Annotated in this window: 23 protein-coding genes; 15 read left to right on the top strand and 8 right to left on the bottom strand. The window is 65.9% G+C overall.

Annotated elements, in window-relative coordinates:
• Positions 1-144 precede the first annotated feature (144 nt).
• Positions 145-2,016 (top strand): ribonucleoside-diphosphate reductase subunit alpha, encoded by a 1,872-nt coding sequence (locus KIT25_22545; protein UYN94769.1) that lies wholly within the window; start codon positions 145-147, stop codon positions 2,014-2,016.
• Positions 2,017-2,156: 140 nt separating this feature from the next.
• Positions 2,157-3,119, top strand: coding sequence for a ribonucleotide-diphosphate reductase subunit beta (locus KIT25_22540; protein ID UYN94768.1), 963 nt, complete (start codon positions 2,157-2,159; stop codon positions 3,117-3,119).
• Here the strand turns inward: KIT25_22540 and KIT25_22535 are convergent.
• A complete protein-coding gene (locus tag KIT25_22535) occupies positions 3,112-3,414 on the bottom strand; it encodes a type II toxin-antitoxin system RelE/ParE family toxin (GenBank protein UYN94767.1) in 303 nt (100 codons plus the stop codon). The genes KIT25_22540 and KIT25_22535 overlap by 8 nt on opposite strands.
• A complete protein-coding gene (locus tag KIT25_22530) occupies positions 3,411-3,692 on the bottom strand; it encodes a type II toxin-antitoxin system ParD family antitoxin (protein ID UYN94766.1) in 282 nt (93 codons plus the stop codon). The genes KIT25_22535 and KIT25_22530 overlap by 4 nt, the downstream gene beginning before the upstream one ends.
• A gap of 110 nt (positions 3,693-3,802) precedes the next feature.
• On the opposite strand from KIT25_22530, the gene KIT25_22525 reads away from it, so the two are divergent.
• On the top strand, positions 3,803-4,465 hold the full coding sequence (locus KIT25_22525) for a hypothetical protein (protein ID UYN94765.1): 663 nt from the start codon (positions 3,803-3,805) through the stop codon (positions 4,463-4,465).
• A gap of 229 nt (positions 4,466-4,694) precedes the next feature.
• Here KIT25_22525 and KIT25_22520 read toward each other — a convergent pair whose 3' ends face one another.
• Positions 4,695-5,429 carry an SDR family oxidoreductase gene (locus tag KIT25_22520; protein ID UYN94764.1) on the bottom strand — a complete coding sequence of 245 codons (735 nt, stop codon included), beginning with the start codon at positions 5,427-5,429 and terminating at the stop codon, positions 4,695-4,697.
• Positions 5,430-5,455: 26 nt separating this feature from the next.
• On the opposite strand from KIT25_22520, the gene ubiE reads away from it, so the two are divergent.
• The 9 genes from ubiE (at position 5,456) to rho (ending at position 13,915) form a co-directional block, all read left to right on the top strand.
• Positions 5,456-6,232 (top strand): bifunctional demethylmenaquinone methyltransferase/2-methoxy-6-polyprenyl-1,4-benzoquinol methylase UbiE, encoded by a 777-nt coding sequence (gene ubiE, locus KIT25_22515; protein ID UYN94763.1) that lies wholly within the window; start codon positions 5,456-5,458, stop codon positions 6,230-6,232.
• Positions 6,233-7,765, top strand: a complete 1,533-nt coding sequence (gene ubiB, locus KIT25_22510; GenBank protein ID UYN94762.1) for a 2-polyprenylphenol 6-hydroxylase — start codon at positions 6,233-6,235, stop codon at positions 7,763-7,765.
• 6 nt (positions 7,766-7,771) lie between these two features.
• Positions 7,772-8,512, top strand: a complete 741-nt coding sequence (locus KIT25_22505) for a sulfite exporter TauE/SafE family protein (GenBank protein UYN94761.1) — start codon at positions 7,772-7,774, stop codon at positions 8,510-8,512.
• Between the two features lie 13 nt (positions 8,513-8,525).
• On the top strand, positions 8,526-9,752 hold the full coding sequence (coaBC, locus tag KIT25_22500) for a bifunctional phosphopantothenoylcysteine decarboxylase/phosphopantothenate--cysteine ligase CoaBC (GenBank protein UYN94760.1): 1,227 nt from the start codon (positions 8,526-8,528) through the stop codon (positions 9,750-9,752).
• Positions 9,753-9,755: 3 nt separating this feature from the next.
• On the top strand, positions 9,756-10,238 hold the full coding sequence (gene dut / locus KIT25_22495; protein UYN94759.1) for a dUTP diphosphatase: 483 nt from the start codon (positions 9,756-9,758) through the stop codon (positions 10,236-10,238).
• A gap of 13 nt (positions 10,239-10,251) precedes the next feature.
• The gene (locus tag KIT25_22490; GenBank protein ID UYN94758.1) at positions 10,252-10,725 is read left to right on the top strand and encodes an Rrf2 family transcriptional regulator; all 474 of its coding nucleotides are present in this window, start codon (positions 10,252-10,254) and stop codon (positions 10,723-10,725) included.
• Between the two features lie 72 nt (positions 10,726-10,797).
• Entirely contained in the window at positions 10,798-11,199 is a 402-nt protein-coding gene (locus KIT25_22485; GenBank protein UYN94757.1) for a carboxymuconolactone decarboxylase family protein, read from the top strand.
• A gap of 206 nt (positions 11,200-11,405) precedes the next feature.
• A complete protein-coding gene (locus tag KIT25_22480) occupies positions 11,406-12,317 on the top strand; it encodes an NAD(P)-dependent oxidoreductase (protein ID UYN94756.1) in 912 nt (303 codons plus the stop codon).
• Positions 12,318-12,535: 218 nt separating this feature from the next.
• Entirely contained in the window at positions 12,536-13,915 is a 1,380-nt protein-coding gene (gene rho / locus KIT25_22475; GenBank protein UYN94755.1) for a transcription termination factor Rho, read from the top strand.
• Here rho and KIT25_22470 read toward each other — a convergent pair.
• Genes KIT25_22470 through KIT25_22455 form a run of 4 tightly spaced genes read right to left on the bottom strand, consistent with a single transcriptional unit; the run spans position 13,902 to position 16,954 of the window.
• Positions 13,902-14,339, bottom strand: a complete 438-nt coding sequence (locus KIT25_22470; GenBank protein UYN94754.1) for a PaaI family thioesterase — start codon at positions 14,337-14,339, stop codon at positions 13,902-13,904. The genes rho and KIT25_22470 overlap by 14 nt on opposite strands.
• Positions 14,336-15,217, bottom strand: a complete 882-nt coding sequence (locus KIT25_22465) for a shikimate dehydrogenase (protein ID UYN94753.1) — start codon at positions 15,215-15,217, stop codon at positions 14,336-14,338. The genes KIT25_22470 and KIT25_22465 overlap by 4 nt, the downstream gene beginning before the upstream one ends.
• Positions 15,214-15,825: a Maf family protein gene (locus tag KIT25_22460; protein UYN94752.1), complete on the bottom strand. Its 612-nt coding sequence runs from the start codon at positions 15,823-15,825 to the stop codon at positions 15,214-15,216. Before KIT25_22460 ends, KIT25_22465 begins: the two co-directional genes overlap by 4 nt.
• Before the next feature lie 10 nt (positions 15,826-15,835).
• Positions 15,836-16,954 (bottom strand): PQQ-dependent sugar dehydrogenase, encoded by a 1,119-nt coding sequence (locus tag KIT25_22455; protein UYN94751.1) that lies wholly within the window; start codon positions 16,952-16,954, stop codon positions 15,836-15,838.
• A 100-nt stretch (positions 16,955-17,054) separates the two neighbouring features.
• Between KIT25_22455 and KIT25_22450 the strand changes: the two genes are divergently transcribed.
• Genes KIT25_22450 through dnaQ form a run of 3 tightly spaced genes read left to right on the top strand, consistent with a single transcriptional unit; the run spans position 17,055 to position 19,445 of the window.
• Entirely contained in the window at positions 17,055-18,032 is a 978-nt protein-coding gene (locus KIT25_22450) for a quinone oxidoreductase (protein ID UYN94750.1), read from the top strand.
• Positions 18,033-18,091: 59 nt separating this feature from the next.
• The gene (coaE, locus tag KIT25_22445; protein UYN94749.1) at positions 18,092-18,754 is read left to right on the top strand and encodes a dephospho-CoA kinase; all 663 of its coding nucleotides are present in this window, start codon (positions 18,092-18,094) and stop codon (positions 18,752-18,754) included.
• 16 nt (positions 18,755-18,770) lie between these two features.
• Entirely contained in the window at positions 18,771-19,445 is a 675-nt protein-coding gene (dnaQ, locus tag KIT25_22440; GenBank protein ID UYN94748.1) for a DNA polymerase III subunit epsilon, read from the top strand.
• Positions 19,446-19,461: 16 nt separating this feature from the next.
• Here the strand turns inward: dnaQ and secB are convergent, their stop codons facing one another.
• The gene (gene secB, locus KIT25_22435) at positions 19,462-19,974 is read right to left on the bottom strand and encodes a protein-export chaperone SecB (protein UYN94747.1); all 513 of its coding nucleotides are present in this window, start codon (positions 19,972-19,974) and stop codon (positions 19,462-19,464) included.
• Positions 19,975-20,003 lie beyond the last annotated feature (29 nt).

Here is a 20,003-nt window from a genome sequence, read left to right as displayed (position 1 = left end):
TGGACAAGAATCGAAATGACAGCCTGAGAGGCTGAGTTATCATCAATGGATAGTGGAGGTAGCCAAAACCCTCCCAAGATGTAGGTGTCTCTCCACAGAGTGTTCCATCCACAGCTGTGGACAAAATGAAAATGGGGGCCGTAAGTGTTTGATGTCGTTCAAGTTCGAAGCGGTGCGCGCGTTGTGACCGACTCCGGGCGGGACGCCCGCCTGACGGCCTTCGGCAAAGCCACCCTGTCCGACCGCTATCTCCTGCCGGGCGAGTCCTACCAGGACATGTTCGCCAGGGTCGCCTCGGCCTATGCCGACGACGACGCGCATGCCCAGCGGCTCTACGACTACATCTCGAACCTCTGGTTCATGCCCGCCACGCCCGTTCTCTCCAATGGGGGGACCAGCCGCGGCCTGCCGATCTCCTGCTTCCTGAACGAGGCGAACGACAGCCTCGAAGGGATCGTCGGGCTGTGGAACGAGAACGTGTGGCTGGCGGCGCGCGGCGGCGGCATCGGCTCCTACTGGGGCAACCTGCGCTCGATCGGCGAGAAGGTCGGTATGAACGGCAAGACCTCCGGCGTCGTGCCCTTCATCCGCGTCATGGATTCGCTGACGCTGGCCATCAGTCAGGGCTCGCTGCGCCGCGGCTCGGCGGCCGTCTACCTGCCGGTCAGCCATCCCGAGATCGAGGAGTTCGTCGAGATCCGCCGGCCGACCGGCGGCGACCCCAATCGCAAGGCGCTCAACCTGCATCACGGCCTCCTGGTCTCCGACGCCTTCATGCGCGCCGTCGAGGCCGACGAGGAATGGGCGCTGACCTCGCCGAAGGACGGCGCGGTGCTGCGCAAGATCTCGGCCCGGCATCTGTGGATCCGCATCCTGACGGCGCGCATCGAGACCGGCGAGCCCTACCTCGTCTTCGTCGACCACGTGAACCGGGCGATGCCCGAGCACCACAAGCTCGCCGGCCTCGAGGTCAAGACCTCGAACCTGTGCAGCGAGATCACGCTGCCGACCGGCGTCGACCACCACGGCAAGCAGCGCACCGCGGTGTGCTGCCTCTCCTCGCTCAACGTCGAGAGCTATCTCGAGTGGCACGAGCATCCGACCTTCATCGAGGACGTGATGCGTTTCCTCGACAACGTGCTGCAGGGCTTCATCGACAACGCCGGCTCCGACTTCGCCCGTGCCACCTACGCCGCCATGCGCGAGCGCTCGGTCGGGCTCGGCATCATGGGCTTCCACTCCTTCCTGCAGCAGAACAACATCCCGCTCGAATCGGTGATGGCCAAGGTGTGGAACAAGAAGATGTTCAAGCACATCCGCGGCCAGTGCGACGAGGCCTCGCGCACGCTCGCCGCCGAGCGCGGCGCCTGCCCGGACGCCGCCGATTTCGGCGTCCAGGAGCGCTTCTCCAACAAGCTCGCGATCGCGCCCACCGCCTCGATCTCGATCATCTGCGGCGGCGCCTCGCCCGGCATCGAGCCGTCGGCGGCCAACGTCTACAACCACAAGACCCTGTCGGGCTCCTTCGTGGTGCGCAACCCGTACCTCGAGAAGGTGCTGGCCCAGAAGGGCCGGAACGACGAGGACACCTGGACCTCGATCACGACCAGCCAGGGCTCGGTCCAGCATCTCGACTGCCTCGACGACCACGAGAAGGCGGTGTTCAAGACCGCCTTCGAGATCGACCAGCGCTGGCTGGTCGAGCACGCCGCCGACCGCGCGCCCTTCATCTGCCAGAGCCAGTCGCTCAACATTTTCCTGCCGGCCGACGTGCACAAGCGCGACCTGCACCAGATCCACATGATGGCCTGGAAGCGCGGCGTGAAGAGCCTCTACTACTGCCGCTCGCTCTCGATCCAGCGCGCCGACATCGTCTCCAACGACGCCCTCGTCTCGCCGATCGGCGATCAGGCCCTTGCGGTTCCCGGAAGCGACGCTCCCTCGCCTCCGCCGGTCGGCGTCCCGCCGGCCGGCGAGGCCACCAACAACTACGAGGAATGCCTGAGCTGCCAGTAACCGCCTCACCCTGAGGAGGCCCGAAGGGCCGTCTCGAAGGGTGGACCGCAAACAAGGTGCTAGTGCCCACCCTTCGAGACGCGGTCCTTCGGACCGCTCCTCAGGGTGAGGATTTCTCTAAAGCCATTTGGTCAGATCCGATGTCCCTGCTCGACGCCAAGCCGATCTACAAGCCGTTCCACTATCCCTGGGCCTACGACGCCTGGCTGACGCAGCAGCGCATCCACTGGCTGCCCGAGGAGGTGCCGCTGGCCGACGACGTCAAGGACTGGCGCAACAAGCTCACCGAGAGCGAGCGCCACCTGCTGACGCAGATCTTCCGCTTCTTCACCCAGGCCGACGTCGAGGTGAACAACTGCTACATGAAGCACTATTCGCGGGTCTTCAAACCCACGGAAGTGCAGATGATGCTGTCGGCCTTCTCGGCCATGGAGACGGTGCACATCGCCGCCTACAGCCATCTGCTCGACACGATCGGCATGCCCGAGGCCGAGTACTCCGCCTTTCTCCGCGTCAAGGAGATGAAGGACAAGTACGACTACATGCAGGAGTTCAACGTCGACTCGAAGGCCGACATCGCCAAGACGCTGGCGGTGTTCGGCGCCTTCACCGAGGGCCTGCAGCTCTTCGCCTCCTTCGCCATGCTGATGAACTTCCCGCGCTTCAACAAGATGAAGGGCATGGGCCAGATCGTGTCGTGGTCGGTGCGCGACGAGACCCTGCACTGCAACTCGATCGTCAAGCTGTTCCGCACCTTCATCCAGGAGAACCCCGAGGTGTGGACCGAGGCGCTGCAGCGCGAGATCTATCTCGCCTGCTCGACCATCGTCGACCACGAGGACGCCTTCATCGACCTCGCCTTCGAGCTCGACGGCATCGAGGGCATGACGGCCAACGACGTGAAGCGCTACATCCGCTTCATCGCCGACCGCCGCCTCATCCAGCTCGGCCTGCAGCCGATCTACCGCAGCGACGCCAAGAACCCGCTGCCGTGGATGGACCAGATGCTCAACGCCATCGAGCACACCAACTTCTTCGAGAACCGCGCGACGGAGTATTCGAAGGCGTCGACCAAGGGCTCGTGGGACGAGGCGTTCAGTTAGGCGCGGCCGTCCAGTTCCGGCCGCCATAGTACACGCGCAGGATCAGAACTTCGTCGTCCGAAACCGTGAACGCGATTGCCACGCGTCGCTCGAAGCCGATGATACGAAGCCCAGGCCGTAGATCTTCGCGGAGTCGGCCTCGCTCTCCGGAATAGGCCAAGTCGTCGCAATAGGCTTCGATGCGCTCGATGTAATGCGAAGCAACGTCGACGCCGGCGCGCTCGGCGATCCAGTCGCCCAGTCGTCGAAGATCGTCCAATGCGGCCGGAGAGAATGAAACCGTCCGGCGCTTCAACGCCTGGCCTTGCGCCGATGGCGATAGCGTGAGCGCAACTCCGCAAAGACCGCCTTCGCTGGAAGCTTCCGTTCCGGGTGTGCCTTCATTTCGTCGTAGACCGGCACGACCTCATCTCTCAGCCAACGTTCAACGGCGGCGTCTCGCTCTTGCAACGCGCGCAGCCCGGCGCGGATCACCTCGGAGCCCGAGGCATAAGCACCTGACTCGACTTTGGCATCGATGTAGTCCGCCTGCTCCGGGGGGAGGCTGAAAGTGCGTTTGGAAACCTTGCTCATCATCCGCTCGTCGGTATGACTTGATCATACCGTGCTGTTGCCATTTCGAGAAAGGGGAGTTCGCCCCCCCGGGTTGACGACGTCCGCGTCGGCCGTCTTCGCTGTCATGCATGAGCGCCTTGCGTTGCCTCCAGATCGACGACGATCCGCGCACGATCGTCCGCCGTCACCTGGCCGGCCCGTCCAGCGGTTGGAGCGTCGGCGGCTACGGCGCGATCGGCGAGTTCCAGTATGACGCGGGCGAGGCGGGGCTGGCGCTCGATCTCGACTCGCTGTCGGTGCGGACGGCGCGCGGGGCGCTCGCCGTCCTCGATCTCGCGGGCGTGCAGGCCTTCGCGCTGGTCGATGACGCAGGCCGGCGGCGCGAGATCGCCTTCTGCACGACGCGCCGCGGCGCCGGGCGCGCCGTCGTCACCGCGCTCGACGAGCTGACCTTCGATCTCGGCGTCGGGCTGCCCCATGTCGACATGCTGGTGCGCCTGCGGCGGGGCGATACAGGGACGGCCGCCGCTCTGCGGGGCGCGGTCGGCCGGCCGCTGCTCGCGGCCGACAGCCCCGCCGCCGGCGTCCTCGCGCGCGCCAGCCCGACCCGCATCCTCGTCTCGGCGATCGCGCGACTCGAGGTGCACCAGCCCATCCCTGTCGCGGATGGCCGCTCGCCGGAGGGGCCGCACACCCATTTGCTGCCGCACCTGCTCGCCGAGCGCCGGGCCCATCCACCGGGATCGCCGCTGCCGGCCGGCCTCTTCTGCGGCCTCAGCCTCCATCTCTAAGTGCCTGACGTGCCGCATAGCGAAAATACCCTAATAGATTCCCGTTATTTGACGGCGGGGCCGCCCATCGCCCCGCCCCAGGATGAGTGGACACCGAGGCTTCGAGTGGACGGCGTGGATTCGTGGACGAATCGGGTCGGATGTCGATGCCATCGGTATCGGAGCTGTCCACGGTAGGGTGGACGCGCCGAGCACACCGGGCGACGGCGGCTTCGGTCGGGGCGGATTTCTACGCCCAGCCGCCGGCGTGCGGCAGGACGTGGCCGGTGATGAAGCCCGCCCCGTCGGAGCAGAGGAAGCAGATGGCGGCGCCCAGTTCTTCGGACTTGCCGAGCCTGCCCAGGGGGATCTGGGCCGTCATCTTGGCCATCGCTTCCTTGTTGGCCAGCAGGGCGGGCGGAAAGTAGTCGGGGTTCTCGACGTAGTTCGAGCCGACGGCATTCACCGTGATGCCGTCCCGTCCGAGTTCCTTGGCGAGCGACGAGACGAGGCCGTTGGCGGCGGCGCGCGCGGAGACGTAGGGCGCGTAGTTGGCGATGCCGCGCAACGGCGCTGCCGACGACACGAACACGATGCGCCCGTGCCTGCGCTTGCGCATCGACGGTGCCACGAGCTGGGTCAGGTGGAAGGGCGCGACCGCCATCGTCTCGAGCGCGTCGCGGAAGTCCTGGAGCCGTGCCTCGCCGAGCGGCGCGCGCAGGGCGGGAAAGGCGTCGTTGTTGACCAGCGCGTCGATGCGGCCATGCCGCCTCAGCGCCAGCTCGACCAGGGTGGCGGGCTCGGTGGCGGCGAGCGCGTGCGCGCCGGGGAACTGGGCCTCGTACTTGCGCCGCGCGCTGGGCGCCTCGAACGACGGGTCGTGGGCGACGATCGTCGCTCCCTGGCCGATGGCGACCTGGGTCGTGCCGTGGCCGGCGAACTTCTCGACATTCGTGATCAGTATCACCCGGTCTTTCAGCAGCATGGCGATTCCTCTAGGTTGGCGGCCCCATGGAACCCGCCCCGTCCGACCCGGCCGATCCTAGCGCAAACCGGGCCTCCTTCGGCTATCGCGACGTTCCGGCCGTCGAGAAGGCGGGACTGGTGCGTCGCGTCTTCGAGTCGGTCGCGCCGCGCTACGACCTGATGAACGACCTGATGTCCGGTGGGGTCCATCGGCTCTGGAAGAACGCCCTGGTCGACGTCGCCCATCCCCGGCCCGGCGAGCGGCTGCTCGATGTCGCGGGTGGTACCGGCGACATCGCCTTGCGGCTCCTGGCGCGGCAGGGCGACCGGCCCGACGTGACGGTTTGCGACATCAATGCCGCCATGCTGAAGGTCGGGCGCGATCGTGCCATCGATCGCGGCGTGCTCAACGGCTTGACCTGGGCGACCGGCAACGCCGAAAACCTGCCGTTTCCGGACCGGTCGTTCGACGGCTACACGATCGCCTTCGGCCTGCGCAACGTCACCGACATCGACAAGGCGCTAGCGGAGGCCTGGCGGGTGCTGAGGCCCGGGGGGCGGTTCTTCTGCCTCGAGTTCAGCAAGGTGACGTCGGCGCCGATCGGCCGACTCTATGACGCCTACTCGGAACGCGCCTTGCCGCTGCTGGGGCGTCTGGTCGCGCGCGATGCCGACTCCTACCGCTATCTTCATGAAAGCATCCGTCGCTTTCCGTCCCAGCGTCAGCTGGCCGATCGCATGCGTCGTGCCGGCTTCGTCAACGTACGCTGGCGCAACATGACCCTGGGCGTCGTCGCGCTGCACAGCGGCTGGCGTGTCTAGATGTTCAGAGCCCTCCGCAACAGCTGGCGCCTCCTGCGGGTGGCGCGAAGCTTTGCCCGCCACGACGCGCTGTTTCCCCTCGAGACGCTGGGCATTGCGCCGGCTCTGATCGCATGGGCGCGGCTGTTCCGCGCGCGGCGCGACCGGCGGCGCCCAGGAGAGCGGCTCGCGGCCGCGCTGCAGGAGATGGGGCCGAGTTTCATCAAGCTCGGCCAGGCTCTCTCGACGCGCGCCGATCTTCTGAGCGAGGCCGTCGCCGCCGATCTCGCGCGGCTGCAGGATCACCTTCCGGCGTTCCCGGGTGCAGCCGCGCGCCACACCATCGAGAGCGAGCTTGGCCGTCCGATCGATGTGCTGTTTGCACGTTTCGAGGACGAGCCGGTGGCGGCCGCCTCGATCGCCCAGGTGCATTTCGCGACCACGACCGACGGCCGTGAGGTCGCGGTCAAGGTACTTCGGCCTGGCATCGAACGGGCCTTCGAGCGCGACCTCGATCTCTTCTACTGGGTGGCCGAGTTGGTCGAGCGCACGCAGCCGCGGTTTCGCCGGCTGAAGCCGGTGGAGGCGGTGCGTGCTTTCGCCGACATCGTGCGCATCGAGATGGATTTGCGCATGGAGGCCGCAGCGGCCGAGGAGCTCGGCGAAAACTTCGCCGACGACCCGGGCTATCGTGCGCCTGCCATCGATTGGGATCGCACGGCCGAACGCGTCATGACGCTCGAGCGCGTGGAGGGCATCCCGATCGGCGACCGCGACGCCATCGTGTCCGCCGGGCACGACCCCGACGCCATCATGAAAAAGTGCGCCGAAGCGTTCTTCTATCAGGTATTCCGGGATGGCTTCTTCCACGCCGACATGCATGGCGGCAACGCGTTCGTCGATCGCAACGGCAGCATCGTGCCGGTCGATTTCGGCATCATGGGCCGGGTCGACGAAGCCACGCGCGGCTATCTTGCCGAACTCCTCGTCGCCTTCCTGAGCCGCGACTATCGTGCCGTCGCCGAGGTGCAATTCCGCGCCGGCTATGTGCCGGCCGGCCAGTCGCTCGAGGTCTTCGCCCAGGCCTGCCGCTCGATCGGCGAGCCGATCTTCGGCAAGCCGAGCCACGAGATTTCGATCGCCCGCCTGCTGGCCCACCTGCTGCGTGTCACCGAACAGTTCGAGATGCCGGTGCAGCCTCAGCTCCTGTTGCTGCAGAAGACCATGCTGATGGCCGAAGGAATGGGCACGCGGCTCAATCCCGGCGTCAACATCTGGGAACTCGCGCGGCCGCTGATCGAGGAATGGATGCAGAGCCACTTCGGGCCGCGCGCGACCGCCGCGCGCGCTGCAGGCGAGCTCGCCGAGGCACTGCGCCGCCTGCCGCGCGCGCTCGACAATCTGGAGAGGGTGCTCGAGGCCGAGCGCCGTCGCGTCGATCGGCAGGCCGCCGAGCTGCCGCCCTCGATATCCCGTTACCGGTCGCGCATCGGCCTTGCTGAGGTCGTGGCTGTGGCCGCGCTGGCGGTCGCGGCGATCGCCCTGCTGGACTGATCGACTGTGCCGACCGGCGACATCGTCTTCGGCCTCGCGGTGTTCTTGCTGGCGGGCACGGTCAAGGGGCTGGTTGGGCTTGGCCTGCCGACCATCGTCATCGCGCTGACGACGCTCGTGCTGCCGCTCACCGAGGCGGTGGCGCTGATCGCGCTGCCGACCATCATCACCAATGTCTGGCAGGCCGCGGTCGGCGGGAACTTCACGCGGATCCTGCGTCGGCAGTGGCCACTCATCCTGTCACTCGCGCTGTCGCTCTATGCCACGATGTGGCTGGTCGGGCAGCGCGGACCGAATTGGGCGTTCCTGGTGCTGGCCATCGTGCTGATCGTCTATGGCGGCTTGGGTTTGCTGCGTATCCGCCTGCATATCCATGCCGATCTCGAAAAGCCCTTGGCCCCCGTGATCGGAACGGTGTCCGGCTTTGTTGCAGGACTCGTCGGCGTGCCCATCATTCCGCTCATGCCCTACCTGCAGGGTCTCGACGTCAAGCCGAGCGAGCTGGTTCAGACCCTGGGCGTGGTGCTGTGCGCGACTTCGCTCACCCTCACTGTGTCGCTGTTGACCTTTGGTTTGCTGGATGGTGCGCGCGCGATCGTTTCGGCCGGCGCCGTCGTTCCGGCTCTTGCCGGCATGTGGCTCGGCCAGTGGGTACGCCTCAGGCTCTCGGTCGAACAGTTCCGGCAGGCCGTGTTCTGGGCCCTGTTGCTGACCGGCGTCTACACTTTCGCCAGCCGGGTCTTGTGATACTCTAAACGTCATGTTGCACGGCAAGCGCATCCTGCTGGTCGTCGCGGGCGGCATCGCGGCTTTCAAGTCGCTCGAGCTGATCCGGCGGCTGCGTGAGCGCGGCGCGTCGGTCCGCTGCGTGCTCACCGAGGCGGGTGCTCGATTTGTGACGCCGCTGTCGCTACAGGCGCTCAGCGAGGACAGGGTGTACAGCGACATGTTCTCGCTCACCGACGAGAGCGAGATGGGCCACATCCAGTTGTCGCGCGATGCCGATCTGCTGGTCGTGGCGCCGGCGACCGCCAACATCCTCGCCCGCATGGCGGGGGGATTGGCCGACGACCTTGCTGCGACCGTCCTGCTTGCCACCGACAAGCCGGTGCTGGCGGCACCTGCTATGAACGTGCGCATGTGGACCCATGCGGCGACCGCCGCCAACGTCGAGACCCTCAGGAAGCGCGGCGTGCATTTCGTCGGACCCAACGACGGCGCAATGGCCTGCAACGAACACGGTCCAGGCCGCATGTCTGAGCCGCAAGAGATCGTTGCCGCCGCTGAAGCCATCCTCACGGCCGGGCGGCCGCTGGCCGGCCGTCGCGCCGTCGTCACTTCGGGTCCGACCCGCGAGGCGATCGATCCGGTGCGCTACATCTCCAACCATTCCTCCGGCAAGCAGGGGCATGCGATCGCGGCGGCGCTCGCTCGACTGGGCGCCGAAGTGACGTTGGTGAGCGGGCCGGTCGCGCTCGTCGATCCCGTCGGCATGACGACCGTTCATGTCGACTCGGCCGACCAGATGCTGTCGGCATGTCAGGCCGTGGGGACGATCGACATCGCCGTCTGCGCCGCCGCCGTGGCCGACTGGAAGGTGGCGCAGCCTGCGATGGGCAAGATCAAGAAGAAGCCGGGCGCCTCCCCACCCATGGTCACGTTGGCGCCCAACCCCGACATCCTGGCGACGTTGGCGAGGCCCGGCGTCGGTCGTCCGACGCTGGTCGTGGGCTTCGCGGCGGAGACGGAGAACCTGATCGCGAACGCCGTCGACAAGCGTAAGCGCAAGGGCTGCGACTGGATCATCGCCAACGACGTGTCGCCCATGACCGGTACGTTCGGCGGCGAGCGCAACACCGTGCATCTGATCTCCGCGCAAGGCGTGGAGGATTGGCCGACCTTGACCAAGGACGAGGTCGCGGCACGACTTGCAGAGCGCATTGCGCGGTACCTCTCCCGGCCCCGGCCGGCTCAGGCGGCGGAGTAGGGAATGAAGGGTGTCGTGAGCATAGAGATCGAGATCGTCCGCCTGCCGCACGCGCGAGACCTGGCGCTGCCCGACTACGCCACCCTTGCGGCGGCGGGTGCCGACCTCTTGGCGGCTATCGACCAGGATATCGAACTCAAGCCGCTGGAGCGACGCATCGTGCCGACGGGCATTTCGATCGCCCTGCCAGTGGGGTTTGAGGCGCAAGTCCGGCCGCGCTCGGGCCTCGCTGCCAAGCACGGCGTGACCGTCGCCAATGCGCCTGGCACCATCGACGCCGACTACCGAGGCGAGGTTGGCGCTATATTGATCAACCTGGGGCAGGAATCCTTCAGGATCAGTCGCGGCATGCGAATTGCACAGTTGGTGGTCGCACCGCATGCCCGGGCGGTCTGGCGCGAGGTCAGCCAACTGGACCAAACGGCGCGTGGCGCCGGTGGCTTCGGTTCGACAGGGGTCGCCGCCGGAGTGGTGCGGGGGGGCTAAGAGGGACCAGGGGATGCCTCGGCTCAGCAAGAAGACTATGTTCGCCATCGAGGCTGTCCTCGACGTGGCGTGTCATGTCGGCGAGCATCCAGTCCGCAGCGGCGACATCACCGAGCGCCAACGTATTCCCAAGCGATATCTCGAGCAGGTCCTGCAACACTTGGTCCGCGCCGGCATCCTGAGCGGCAAGCGCGGGCCGCGCGGCGGCTATCGCCTGGGCCGCGAACGTCGCCAGATCACGCTCGGCGAGGTGGTGCGAGTCGTGCGGACATTGGAGGCCGAATCGGAACCCAATGATCCATCGGTCGGTTCGCCGCTCGCTCACTTGGTCGTGTGGCCGATGTGGGAGAAGTTGCGTGACGACATGATGATGCAGCTCGACACCATAACCATCGAAGATCTCTGCCAGCAGGCTCAGGCCAAGGGCCTAGGCGCGGCCGCCGCTTCTGGTGCGGCCAAGGCAGCGGCGGGGCAGGCTGTCGCGTGATTGCCCGCGCCTGATTTTTCGCCAAATCGGCCTGCGCTATGCTCCGCCGCTTTCGCAACGGAGGAGCAGCACATGGCCAAGGCAACACCCAAGCCGCGCAACCAGGAACTCTATGACACCGGTATGAAGGTTCGCAAAGCCGTCCTCGGCTCGGACTATGTCGACAACTCGCTGGCCAATGCCGATGAGTTCATGATGGCATTCCAGGATGTCACCACGGAATATTGCTGGGGTTACGTTTGGACACGGCCCGGCCTGCCCAACAAGACGCGTTCGATGCTCAACCTTGCCATGCTGGCAGCACTCAATCGCGGTCCCGAGTTGAAGTTGCATGTCAACGGTGCGCTCAACAACGGCCTGACCAAGGACGAGATCAAGGAGGTATTCCTCCAGGTTGCGATCTATTGCGGCATTCCGGCGGGCCTCGACGCCTTCAAGACGGCGCGCGAAGTGTTCAAGGAGCGCGGACTCTGAACCATGCGCACTGTGCGTCCGACGATGGCGGGTGAGGCATTGGCCCTCACCGCACTCTGTACCAGGCCGAAGGCCCAAGCCGATCCCCGCACCGCCGCGTTCCATGGGCCTATGGGTGCGCGCTTCCTGCGGAATACCCCGTCGGATGCGATTCCCGACTGCACGTCGCCGCTCTATGAATACGACCTCACCTCGGGAGACCGCCGATGACGGCACTCGCACCCGGCAGCACCATCGCTTTCCTCGGCCTCGGCATGATGGGTCGACCGATGGCGGCGAATCTTGCACAAGCGGGCTTCAAGATCCGCGTTTTCGACTTGTCGCAGAAGGCGGTGTCGGATTTCGTCGGCGCTCATCCCTCGGTGCTGGCGACGGCCTCGGCCAAGGCTGCGGCGCAGGGAGCGTCGGCACTGATCACCATGCTGCCCGACGGCGAGGTGGTCCGGCAGGCCGTGATCGAGGGCAAGGACGCGGCGCGCGAGGGTCTGGATGCGGGGGCGCTGGTGATCGATATGAGCTCGTCCAATCCCGTCGATACTCAGAGGCTCGCGCGCGATCTTGCGGCATCAGGCGTGGCGTTGCTCGATGCGCCTGTATCCGGCGGTGTCAGGCGTGCGGTCGACGGCTCGCTTTCCATCATGGTGGGGGGCGCTGCGGCGGATCTCGACCGGGCGCGGCCGCTCCTGGCCGCCATGGGCAAGACCATCACGCTCTGCGGACCGACCGGGGCGGGTCACGCCATGAAGGCGCTCAACAACTATCTCTCCGCCGCAGGCCTGGTGGCGATGTGCGAGGCGCTGGTCGTCGGCGAGGCATTCGGCCTCGATCCAGGTACCATGGTCGATGTGTTCAACAGCTCGACCGGCAAGAGTAACGCTACCGAAGTGAAGGGCCGGCAGTTCGTCGTCTCGCGCACTTTCGCCGCCGGATTCACGACGGCCCTGATGGCGAAGGACCTACGCACCGCGGGCGACGTGGCCGAGCACCTGAAGCTCAACATGCCGATGCTCAGGGACGCTGTGACCTATTGGGCGGCCGCGCACGCGAAGCTCGGCTCCGCCGCCGACCATACCGAGATCTACCGCTACGCCGAGATGCTGGCGGAGCAGGAAGGTTGAGGGTTCCCGAACCAGCTTCGGAGCAGGCGCGAAGCCAACAAGACCAGCCTTTGACAGAAACCGGGCGGGCCCCTATATAGGCGTCGCCTCAGGGCCCTTGGCGCTGCCGCCCGGCGGTGATCGACGGGGTCCATCCAGTACGACACAGCGCTGTATTTTGATGGTTTGGCCGCCCCGGCCGCCGAGCGCGTGCGTCACTTCCCAACGACTGAAGCCACATGAATCTCGAAGATCTCAAGAAGAAGAAGCCGCCCGAACTCCTCGCGTTCGCTGAGGAGCAAGGCGTGGAAGGCGCCGCCCAGATGCGCCGCCAGGAGCTGATGTTTGCCATCCTCCAGAAGCTCGCCGCCAACGACCAGGCGATCTTCGGAAGTGGCACCATCGAAGTGCTACCCGACGGCTTCGGATACCTCCGCTCGATGGAAGCCAACTATCTGCCCGGAGCCGACGACATCTATGTCAGCCCTACCCAAGTCCGCCGCTTCGGCCTGCGCACCGGTGACACGGTCGAGGGCGAGATCCGCGCTCCCAAGGATGGCGAGCGCTACTTCGCCCTCGTGCAGATCAACAAGATCAACTTCGACGATCCCGAAGCGTTGCGTCACCGCATCGGCTTCGATTCGCTGACGCCGCTCTATCCCGACGAGAAGCTGAAGCTAGAAATGGAGGGTGCGGGCGTGATGGCGCCGACCATCTCCGAGGAGCAAAGCTCCGCGCGCGCCACCTCATCGGGCCGCGTCTCGACCGGCCGACGCACCACCGGTACCCTGACCAAGAAGGCCACCAGCACGCCGCAGCAGCAGCTCGACATCTCGACCCGCGTGATCGACCTGATTGCGCCGATCGGAAAGGGCCAGCGCGCGCTCATCGTCTCGCCGCCGCGCACGGGCAAGACCGTGCTGATGCAGAACATCGCGCATGCCATCACCGCCAATAATCCAGAGGTGTTCCTCATGGTGCTGCTCGTCGATGAGCGACCGGAGGAAGTCACCGACATGCAGCGGACGGTCAAGGGCGAGGTCGTGAGTTCGACCTTCGACGAGCCGGCGAGCCGTCACGTCGCCGTTGCCGAAATGGTGATCGAGAAGGCCAAGCGGCTGGTCGAGCACAAGCGCGACGTCGTGATCCTGCTCGATTCGATCACCCGCCTCGGCCGTGCCTACAACACCGTGGTGCCGAGTTCGGGAAAGGTGCTGACCGGCGGCGTCGATGCCAACGCGCTGCAGAGGCCCAAGCGCTTCTTCGGCGCAGCGCGCAACATCGAGGAGGGCGGCTCGCTCACCATCATCGCAACCGCGCTGATCGACACCGGCAGCCGCATGGACGAGGTGATCTTCGAGGAGTTCAAGGGCACCGGTAACTCCGAAATCATCCTCGACCGCAAGGTCGCCGACAAGCGCACCTTCCCGGCGATCGACATCACCAAGTCGGGCACCCGCAAGGAGGAGTTGCTGGTCGACCGCGCGACCTTGTCGAAGATGTGGGTGCTGCGCCGCATCCTCATGCCGATGGGTGCCGTCGATGCCATCGAGTTCCTGCTCGACAAGCTACGCACGGCGAAGACCAATCAGGACTTCTTCGGCTCTATGAACCAGTAGCGGCGGGGCGATCGCCGCTGCGGGCGAAGACGGCGGACGCGTGCACGATGCGTTCGCCATTGCACACCAGGTAGCAGTTGGCGAAGGCCAGTCGGCCGCCGACCTTGTGCACGTCGACATGGGCCTCCACCCAGTCGCCGACCTTGGCGCCGCCGGCGAAGTCGGTGGTGACGCTCGCCGTGGTTAGCATCGGAGAGGGTGTCTGACTCCTCGTCGTACGGTAGCCTAAAGCGATGTCGCACATCGTCATCAGCAGTCCGCCGTGCGCGCCGCCGCGGGCATTGGCGTGCTCGGGCCTGATGCGCAGTCCGATGACGAACGCGCCGTCGGCGTTGTCACGATAGAAGAACGGGCCGTTGTGGTCGAGGAACGGGCTAGTCCGGAACAGCGGTTTGAAGCCGTCCGGCGGATTGCCTGCCGTCATGCCGCCAAGACCTCCGCGCGCTGCTCGGCGCTGACGGTCACCTTCTGGCCGAACCAGGCTTCGAAGCCCATGCGGCCTTGGTGCAGCAGCATGCCGAGACCATCGACGGAGCGATGGTGGCGCGCGCGGGCGGCGGCGAGAAGCGGCGTCTCGAGTGGCACGGAGACGATGTCGTCCACCACAGCGCTCTGCGGCAGGCGCGCCAGGTCGATTTCGAGGGGCGGCTGGCCCGTCATGCCGAGGGAGGTCGTGTTGACGAGCAGCGTGGCGCCATCCAGCACCGCGCTGCGTTCGTCCCAGCGCTCGATGGCGATGCGCCGGCCGTCCTTGGGCGCGAAGGTGACGCCGAGATCGATGGCGGTCTGCTGCGTGCGGTTGACCAGCCGCAGCTCAGGCACCCCCGCCGCGACGAGGCCCGCCACCACGGCACGCGCCGCACCGCCGGCGCCCAGCACGACGGCCGGACCGGCCGTCGCGTTCCAGTCGGGCGCGCCTTCGGCAAGCGCCTGCAGGAAGCCGAAGCCGTCGGAATTACGACCTTCGAGACTGCCGTCGGCCCGCTTGATCACCGTATTGACGGCGCCGATATGAGTCGCCGTCGCGTGCAGATGGTCGAGCAGCGGCATGATCTGGATCTTGTGCGGCAGGGTGAGGTTGCAGCCGCGCGCATTGGGCGTGCGCTTGAGGAAGGCGACCAGCTCCTCGAGCGCCTCGCGCCTGGGCTCGACGGCGAGACGGCCGTAGTGGCCGTCGATGGCGTGCTTGCGCAGCCAATAGCCGTGCAGGGCGGGGGAACGCGAATGCTCGATCGGCCAGCCGACGACGCAGGCGAAGGGCCGGCCGCGCGCGTCGGCGAGCAGCTTGTCGTAGGAGCTCATGCCGCCTGCTCCAGGCCGATGCCGTGGCCCTGCAGGAACGACAGCAGCGGGAGCAGCGGCAGGCCGAGGATGGTGAAATAGTCGCCGTCGACCCGGCTGAACAGGTGCGCGCCCAGTCCCTCGAGCTGGTAGGCGCCGACTGAGTACAGGACCTGCTCGCCGGTGCGCGCGAGATAGGCGTTCAGAAAGGGTTCGGAGAAGGGGCGCATCGTGAGTCTCGCACGTTCATTCCAGTGCCACAGACGTGTGCCGCCGCGGGCGACGACGACCGATGAAAAAAGTTCATGCGTCAGGCCGCGCAACGCGAGGAGCTGCTTGCGCGCCGCGTCCAAGCCAAGAGGCTTGTCGAACATGCGCCCACCGCAAGCGAGAGTCGAATCGCCGCCTACCACCATGGCTTCGGGATGACGGCTGGAGACCCGCAGCGCCTTCATCTCGGCGAGCTCCTCCGCGATCTCCTGCGGCGAGGCGCGCTCGGCCAGAAGGCTGCGTTTCACCTCGTCCTCGTCTACACCCGACGGCTCGACCTCGAACTCGAGTCCGGCATTAGCGAGGAGCTGACGGCGCGAGGGACTGGCGGAAGCAAGGATGAGACGTGGGCCGGTCATTTCTTCAGACTTACGCGGGTTCGATGCGGTACAATCCGCTGTCTCCGCTCTGCGTGACAAGATACAGGAGTCCATCGGGCCCTTGGCGTACGTCGCGGATATACGGAAGTCGTTCGACGAGCAACCGTTCCTCGCTGACATAGCGCTCGCCGTCGAACTCGATGCGGAACAACGCGTCGTTCGACAGGGCGCCGGTGAACATCGATCCCTTCCACTCAGGGAAGGGATCGCCAGTGTAGAAGCAGAGGCCGCACGGCGAGATCGACGGCACCCAGGCGCGCACGGGATCCTCCATGCCGGGCAGGCTCTTGTTGGGGCTGATGATGGCGCCACTGTAGTCGACTCCATGTGTGGCTAGAGGCCAGCCGTAGTTGGCGCCCGGCTTCAGGATATTGATTTCATCGCCGCCCCTCGGCCCGTGTTCGCAAATCCAGATGCGGCCCGTGGCAGGATGGACGGCGATGCCCTGCGGATTGCGATGTCCATAGGTAAAAATCTCAGGTCGCATGCCGGCGCGCCCGACGAACGGATTGTCGTGGGGAATAGAGCCGTCGTCCCGCAGGCGCACTACCTTGCCGGCCAGGTCGTTGAGATCTTGCGCCCGTTTCATCTGGTAACGCTCGCCGGTGGTGACGTACATCAGGCCGGCACGGTCGAAGGCGATGCGTGAACCGAAGTGCAGGCTTCCCGAAGCGCGTGGCAGAGCCTCGAAAAGCGGCGTCAGGCTGCGCAGGCCGTCGCCACGGAACTCCGCGCGCGCCACGCGGGTCGCGGCGCCGCCCTCATCCTGTGCCGAGTAGGTCAGATAGAGCACGCCGTTGCGGGAAAAGTCGGGGTGCAGGCAAACGTCGAGCAGCCCGCCCTGGCCGGAAGCATAGACCTTGGGCGCGTTCAGTACAGGTCGAGGATCGAGCTTGCCGTTGGCGAACAGTCTCAGTCGTCCCGGCCGCTCCGTGATCAATATCCCGTCTCCGGGCAAGAAGGCCATGCTCCATGGTTGGACAAAGCCGGTTGCTAACGTCACCAGCCGATAGGAGGCTTTGGCGCTCCTTTGGACGGTCTGTCCGCGGACGATTCCCGGCGCAGTCAAGGCGACGGCAGTGGCGAAGAGCAGACGGCGGCGGCGCATCAAGTCCCTCCTGGAATCGGGGTTTGTCTCAGGCTGGCGGACGAGCAGGCCGCCATTATACTTGCTACTCTGGCAGGTGCCGAGCAGAGGGGGAGAAGAGATGTCGAAGTCGATCCTGATTCACGAAAATGGCGGACCTGAGAAGATGCAGCTCGCCGACGTCAACGTCGGCTCGCCCGGCCCAGGCCAGGTGAAGATCAGGCACACCGCAATCGGGCTCAATTTCATCGACGTCTACACACGCTCCGGCCTCTATCAAACGCCTCTGCCGAACGCCGTAGGCCGCGAGGCCGCAGGCGTCATCGTTGAGGTGGGCCCCAAGGTCCGCGGCTTCAAGAAGGGCGACCGGGTGGCCTATTGCGGTGTGCTCGGCGCGTACTGCCAGGAGCGCTTGATGGGCGTCGACCAGCTGGTTCATGTGCCCAAGGGCGTGAGCGACGAACAGGCCGCCGCGATCATGCTCAAGGGCATGACGACCGAGTATCTGGTCGATCACACGCCCAAGGCCTGGCTGAAGAAGGGCGATATCATCCTGTTCCACGCCGCTGCCGGCGGTGTCGGCCTGCTGTTCGGCCAGTGGGCCAAGGCGCGCGGTTACAAAGTGATCGGCACGACCTCGTCGCCCGAGAAAGCCGCCCTCGCCAGGAAGAACGGCTACAAGTGGGTGATCGACTACACCAAGGAGGACATCGTCGCCGAAGTGAAGAAGATCACCAAGGGCAAAGGCGTGCCGGTCGTCGTCGACGGTGTCGGCAAGGACACCTGGAATGCCTCGCTCGATTGCCTGCAGCCGCGCGGCCTGATGGTCTCCTTCGGCAACGCGTCGGGCGCGGTGCCGCCGGTCGCGCTCGGCATCCTCAACACCAAAGGCTCGCTCTACGTCACGCGGCCGAGTCTCGGCGCCTACACCGCCACGCGCAAGTCGCTGGAAGCCGCTGCCAAGGCCGTGTTCAAGATGGTCAAGAGCGGCAAGGTGAAGATCGCCATCGACCAGCGCTATCCGTTGGCCGAGGCTGCGCAGGCCCACATCGACCTTGAGAGCCGCAAGACAACCGGCCAGACGGTTCTGCTTCCGTAGTTCGAGTTCCTTCTCTCGGCGCCTGCCCTTGCCGGCCTCCGGGAAGGGGGAATTGTGCAATGGTTATCGTCGGCCTTACTGGCTCCATCGGCATGGGCAAGTCCACTGCGGCGAGGATGCTGCGGCAGATGGGCGTGCCCGTGTACGACGCCGACGCCAATGTCCACGCCCTTCAGGCTCCCGGGGGTACGGCATTGCCGGCTATCGAGGCTGCATTCCCAGGCGTGGTAAAAGGGGGTGTGCTCGACCGCCAGGCGCTCGGCACGCGTGTATTCGGCAACAAGGAGGCACTGCGGCGACTGGAAGCCATCGTTCATCCATTGGTAGGCCAGCGTCAGAAGGGGTTCCTCAAGCGCGCCGCCCAGCGTCGCGTGCCGCTCGTCGTGCTCGACATCCCCCTGCTGTTCGAGGGCCTGGGAGAGCGACGGGTCGACGCCACGCTGGTGGTTAGTGCACCGGCTTTCCTGCAACGCCGGCGGGTCATGGCGCGGCTTGGCATGACGACCGACCGGTTCGATGGCATCCTGCGTCAGCAGGTTCCCGATCCGGTGAAGCGGCGCAAGGCGACGATCGTCATACCCACCGGGTTGGGACTGGCTCCGACTCGCGCCGCGCTCAAGCAGGCAGTGGCGCGCCTCAAGCGGCGGCGAGGCTGCTGCTGGCCGCTCGATCCCTGGAAGGAGAAATTCACAGCCCGTCTGGCGCGCGCCCAACGAAAGTAGGCTAGAAGGTCGGGCGATGCGCGAAGTCGTCCTCGACACGGAAACCACCGGGCTCGATCCGCTCGCCGGGCACCGCGTCGTCGAGGTAGGCTGTATCGAGTTGATGAACATGGTCGCCACGGGGCGCACCTTCCAGCTCTATTTCAATCCTGAAATGCCGATGCCGAGCGCCGCCCAGGATGTGCATGGCATCACTGACGAATTCCTCGCTGACAAGCCGCTGTTCGCCGACAAGGTGGATCAGCTGTTGGGCTTCATCGGCGATTCGCGGCTGGTCATTCACAATGCCCAGTTCGATCTCGGGTTTCTCAACGCAGAGCTGGGGCGTTGCGGCCGCGCCAGTCTGGCCAACCCCTACGTCGATACCGTGTCGATGGCGCGCAGGAAGTATCCCGGCCAGCGCGCCAGCCTCGATGCGCTGTGCGTGCGGTTCGGGGTCGACAACTCGAATCGCACCAAACACGGCGCGTTGCTCGATGCAGAGCTATTGGCCGAGGTCTATCTTGAACTGAGCGGCGGCCGCCAGCGCGACCTCGGTCTTGCGTCGGCGATCTCGGCAGCGGTGAGCGTCGGCCTCATGACCGGACCGGTGCGCCCATCCCGGCTGCATGCAGCAAGCGAGGCAGAGCTCGCGGCCCATGCCGAGTTCCTGAAGCAGATCAGCGATCCCATCTGGCTGAAGACAGAATAGCGCCGTCAGATGCCAGCTAGGCGTGGCCGACCGGACCGCTGGGCACCGTGGAAATCTGCCCGCCACTCGCCTCGAGTTGCTGGCGGTAGAGCGCGACGAAATCCACAGGCGCGATGTTGAGAGGCGGAAAGCCGGCCTCGCGCGTGGCGTTGGCCACGATGGCGCGGGCGAAGGGGAAGAGCAGCCGTGGCGTCTCGATGAAGAGCAGCGGACCGACCGCTTCCTGCGGCACTTCGCCGAGCGACACCGTGCCGGCGTAGATCAGCTCGAGCATGAAGAGCGGTTCTTTCTCGGGCGTCTGTGCGCTCGCTTCGATGGTGAGCGCCACCTCGAAGGTGCGAGGATCGAACTGCTTGGTGTTGACCGTCACGTTCAGGCTGAGCTGAGGTTGCTTCTGCTCGATCAGGCTCTGCGGCGCGCGCGGATTCTCGAAGCTCAGGTCCTTGATGTACTGGCCGTGCATGGTGAGAGGCGCCGGAGGCGCCTGCGGCGGGGTCGGGCTGGAGGATGGCGGATTGGCGTTCGACATCGGCATGCTTTCGCTGGCTGGCTTGTTGG

This window comes from Enhydrobacter sp., assembly GCA_025808875.1.
GTDB lineage: Bacteria > Pseudomonadota > Alphaproteobacteria > Reyranellales > Reyranellaceae > Reyranella.
The sequence above is the reverse complement of the archived record's forward strand: the minus strand, read 5'-3'. Positions and strand labels throughout refer to the sequence as shown.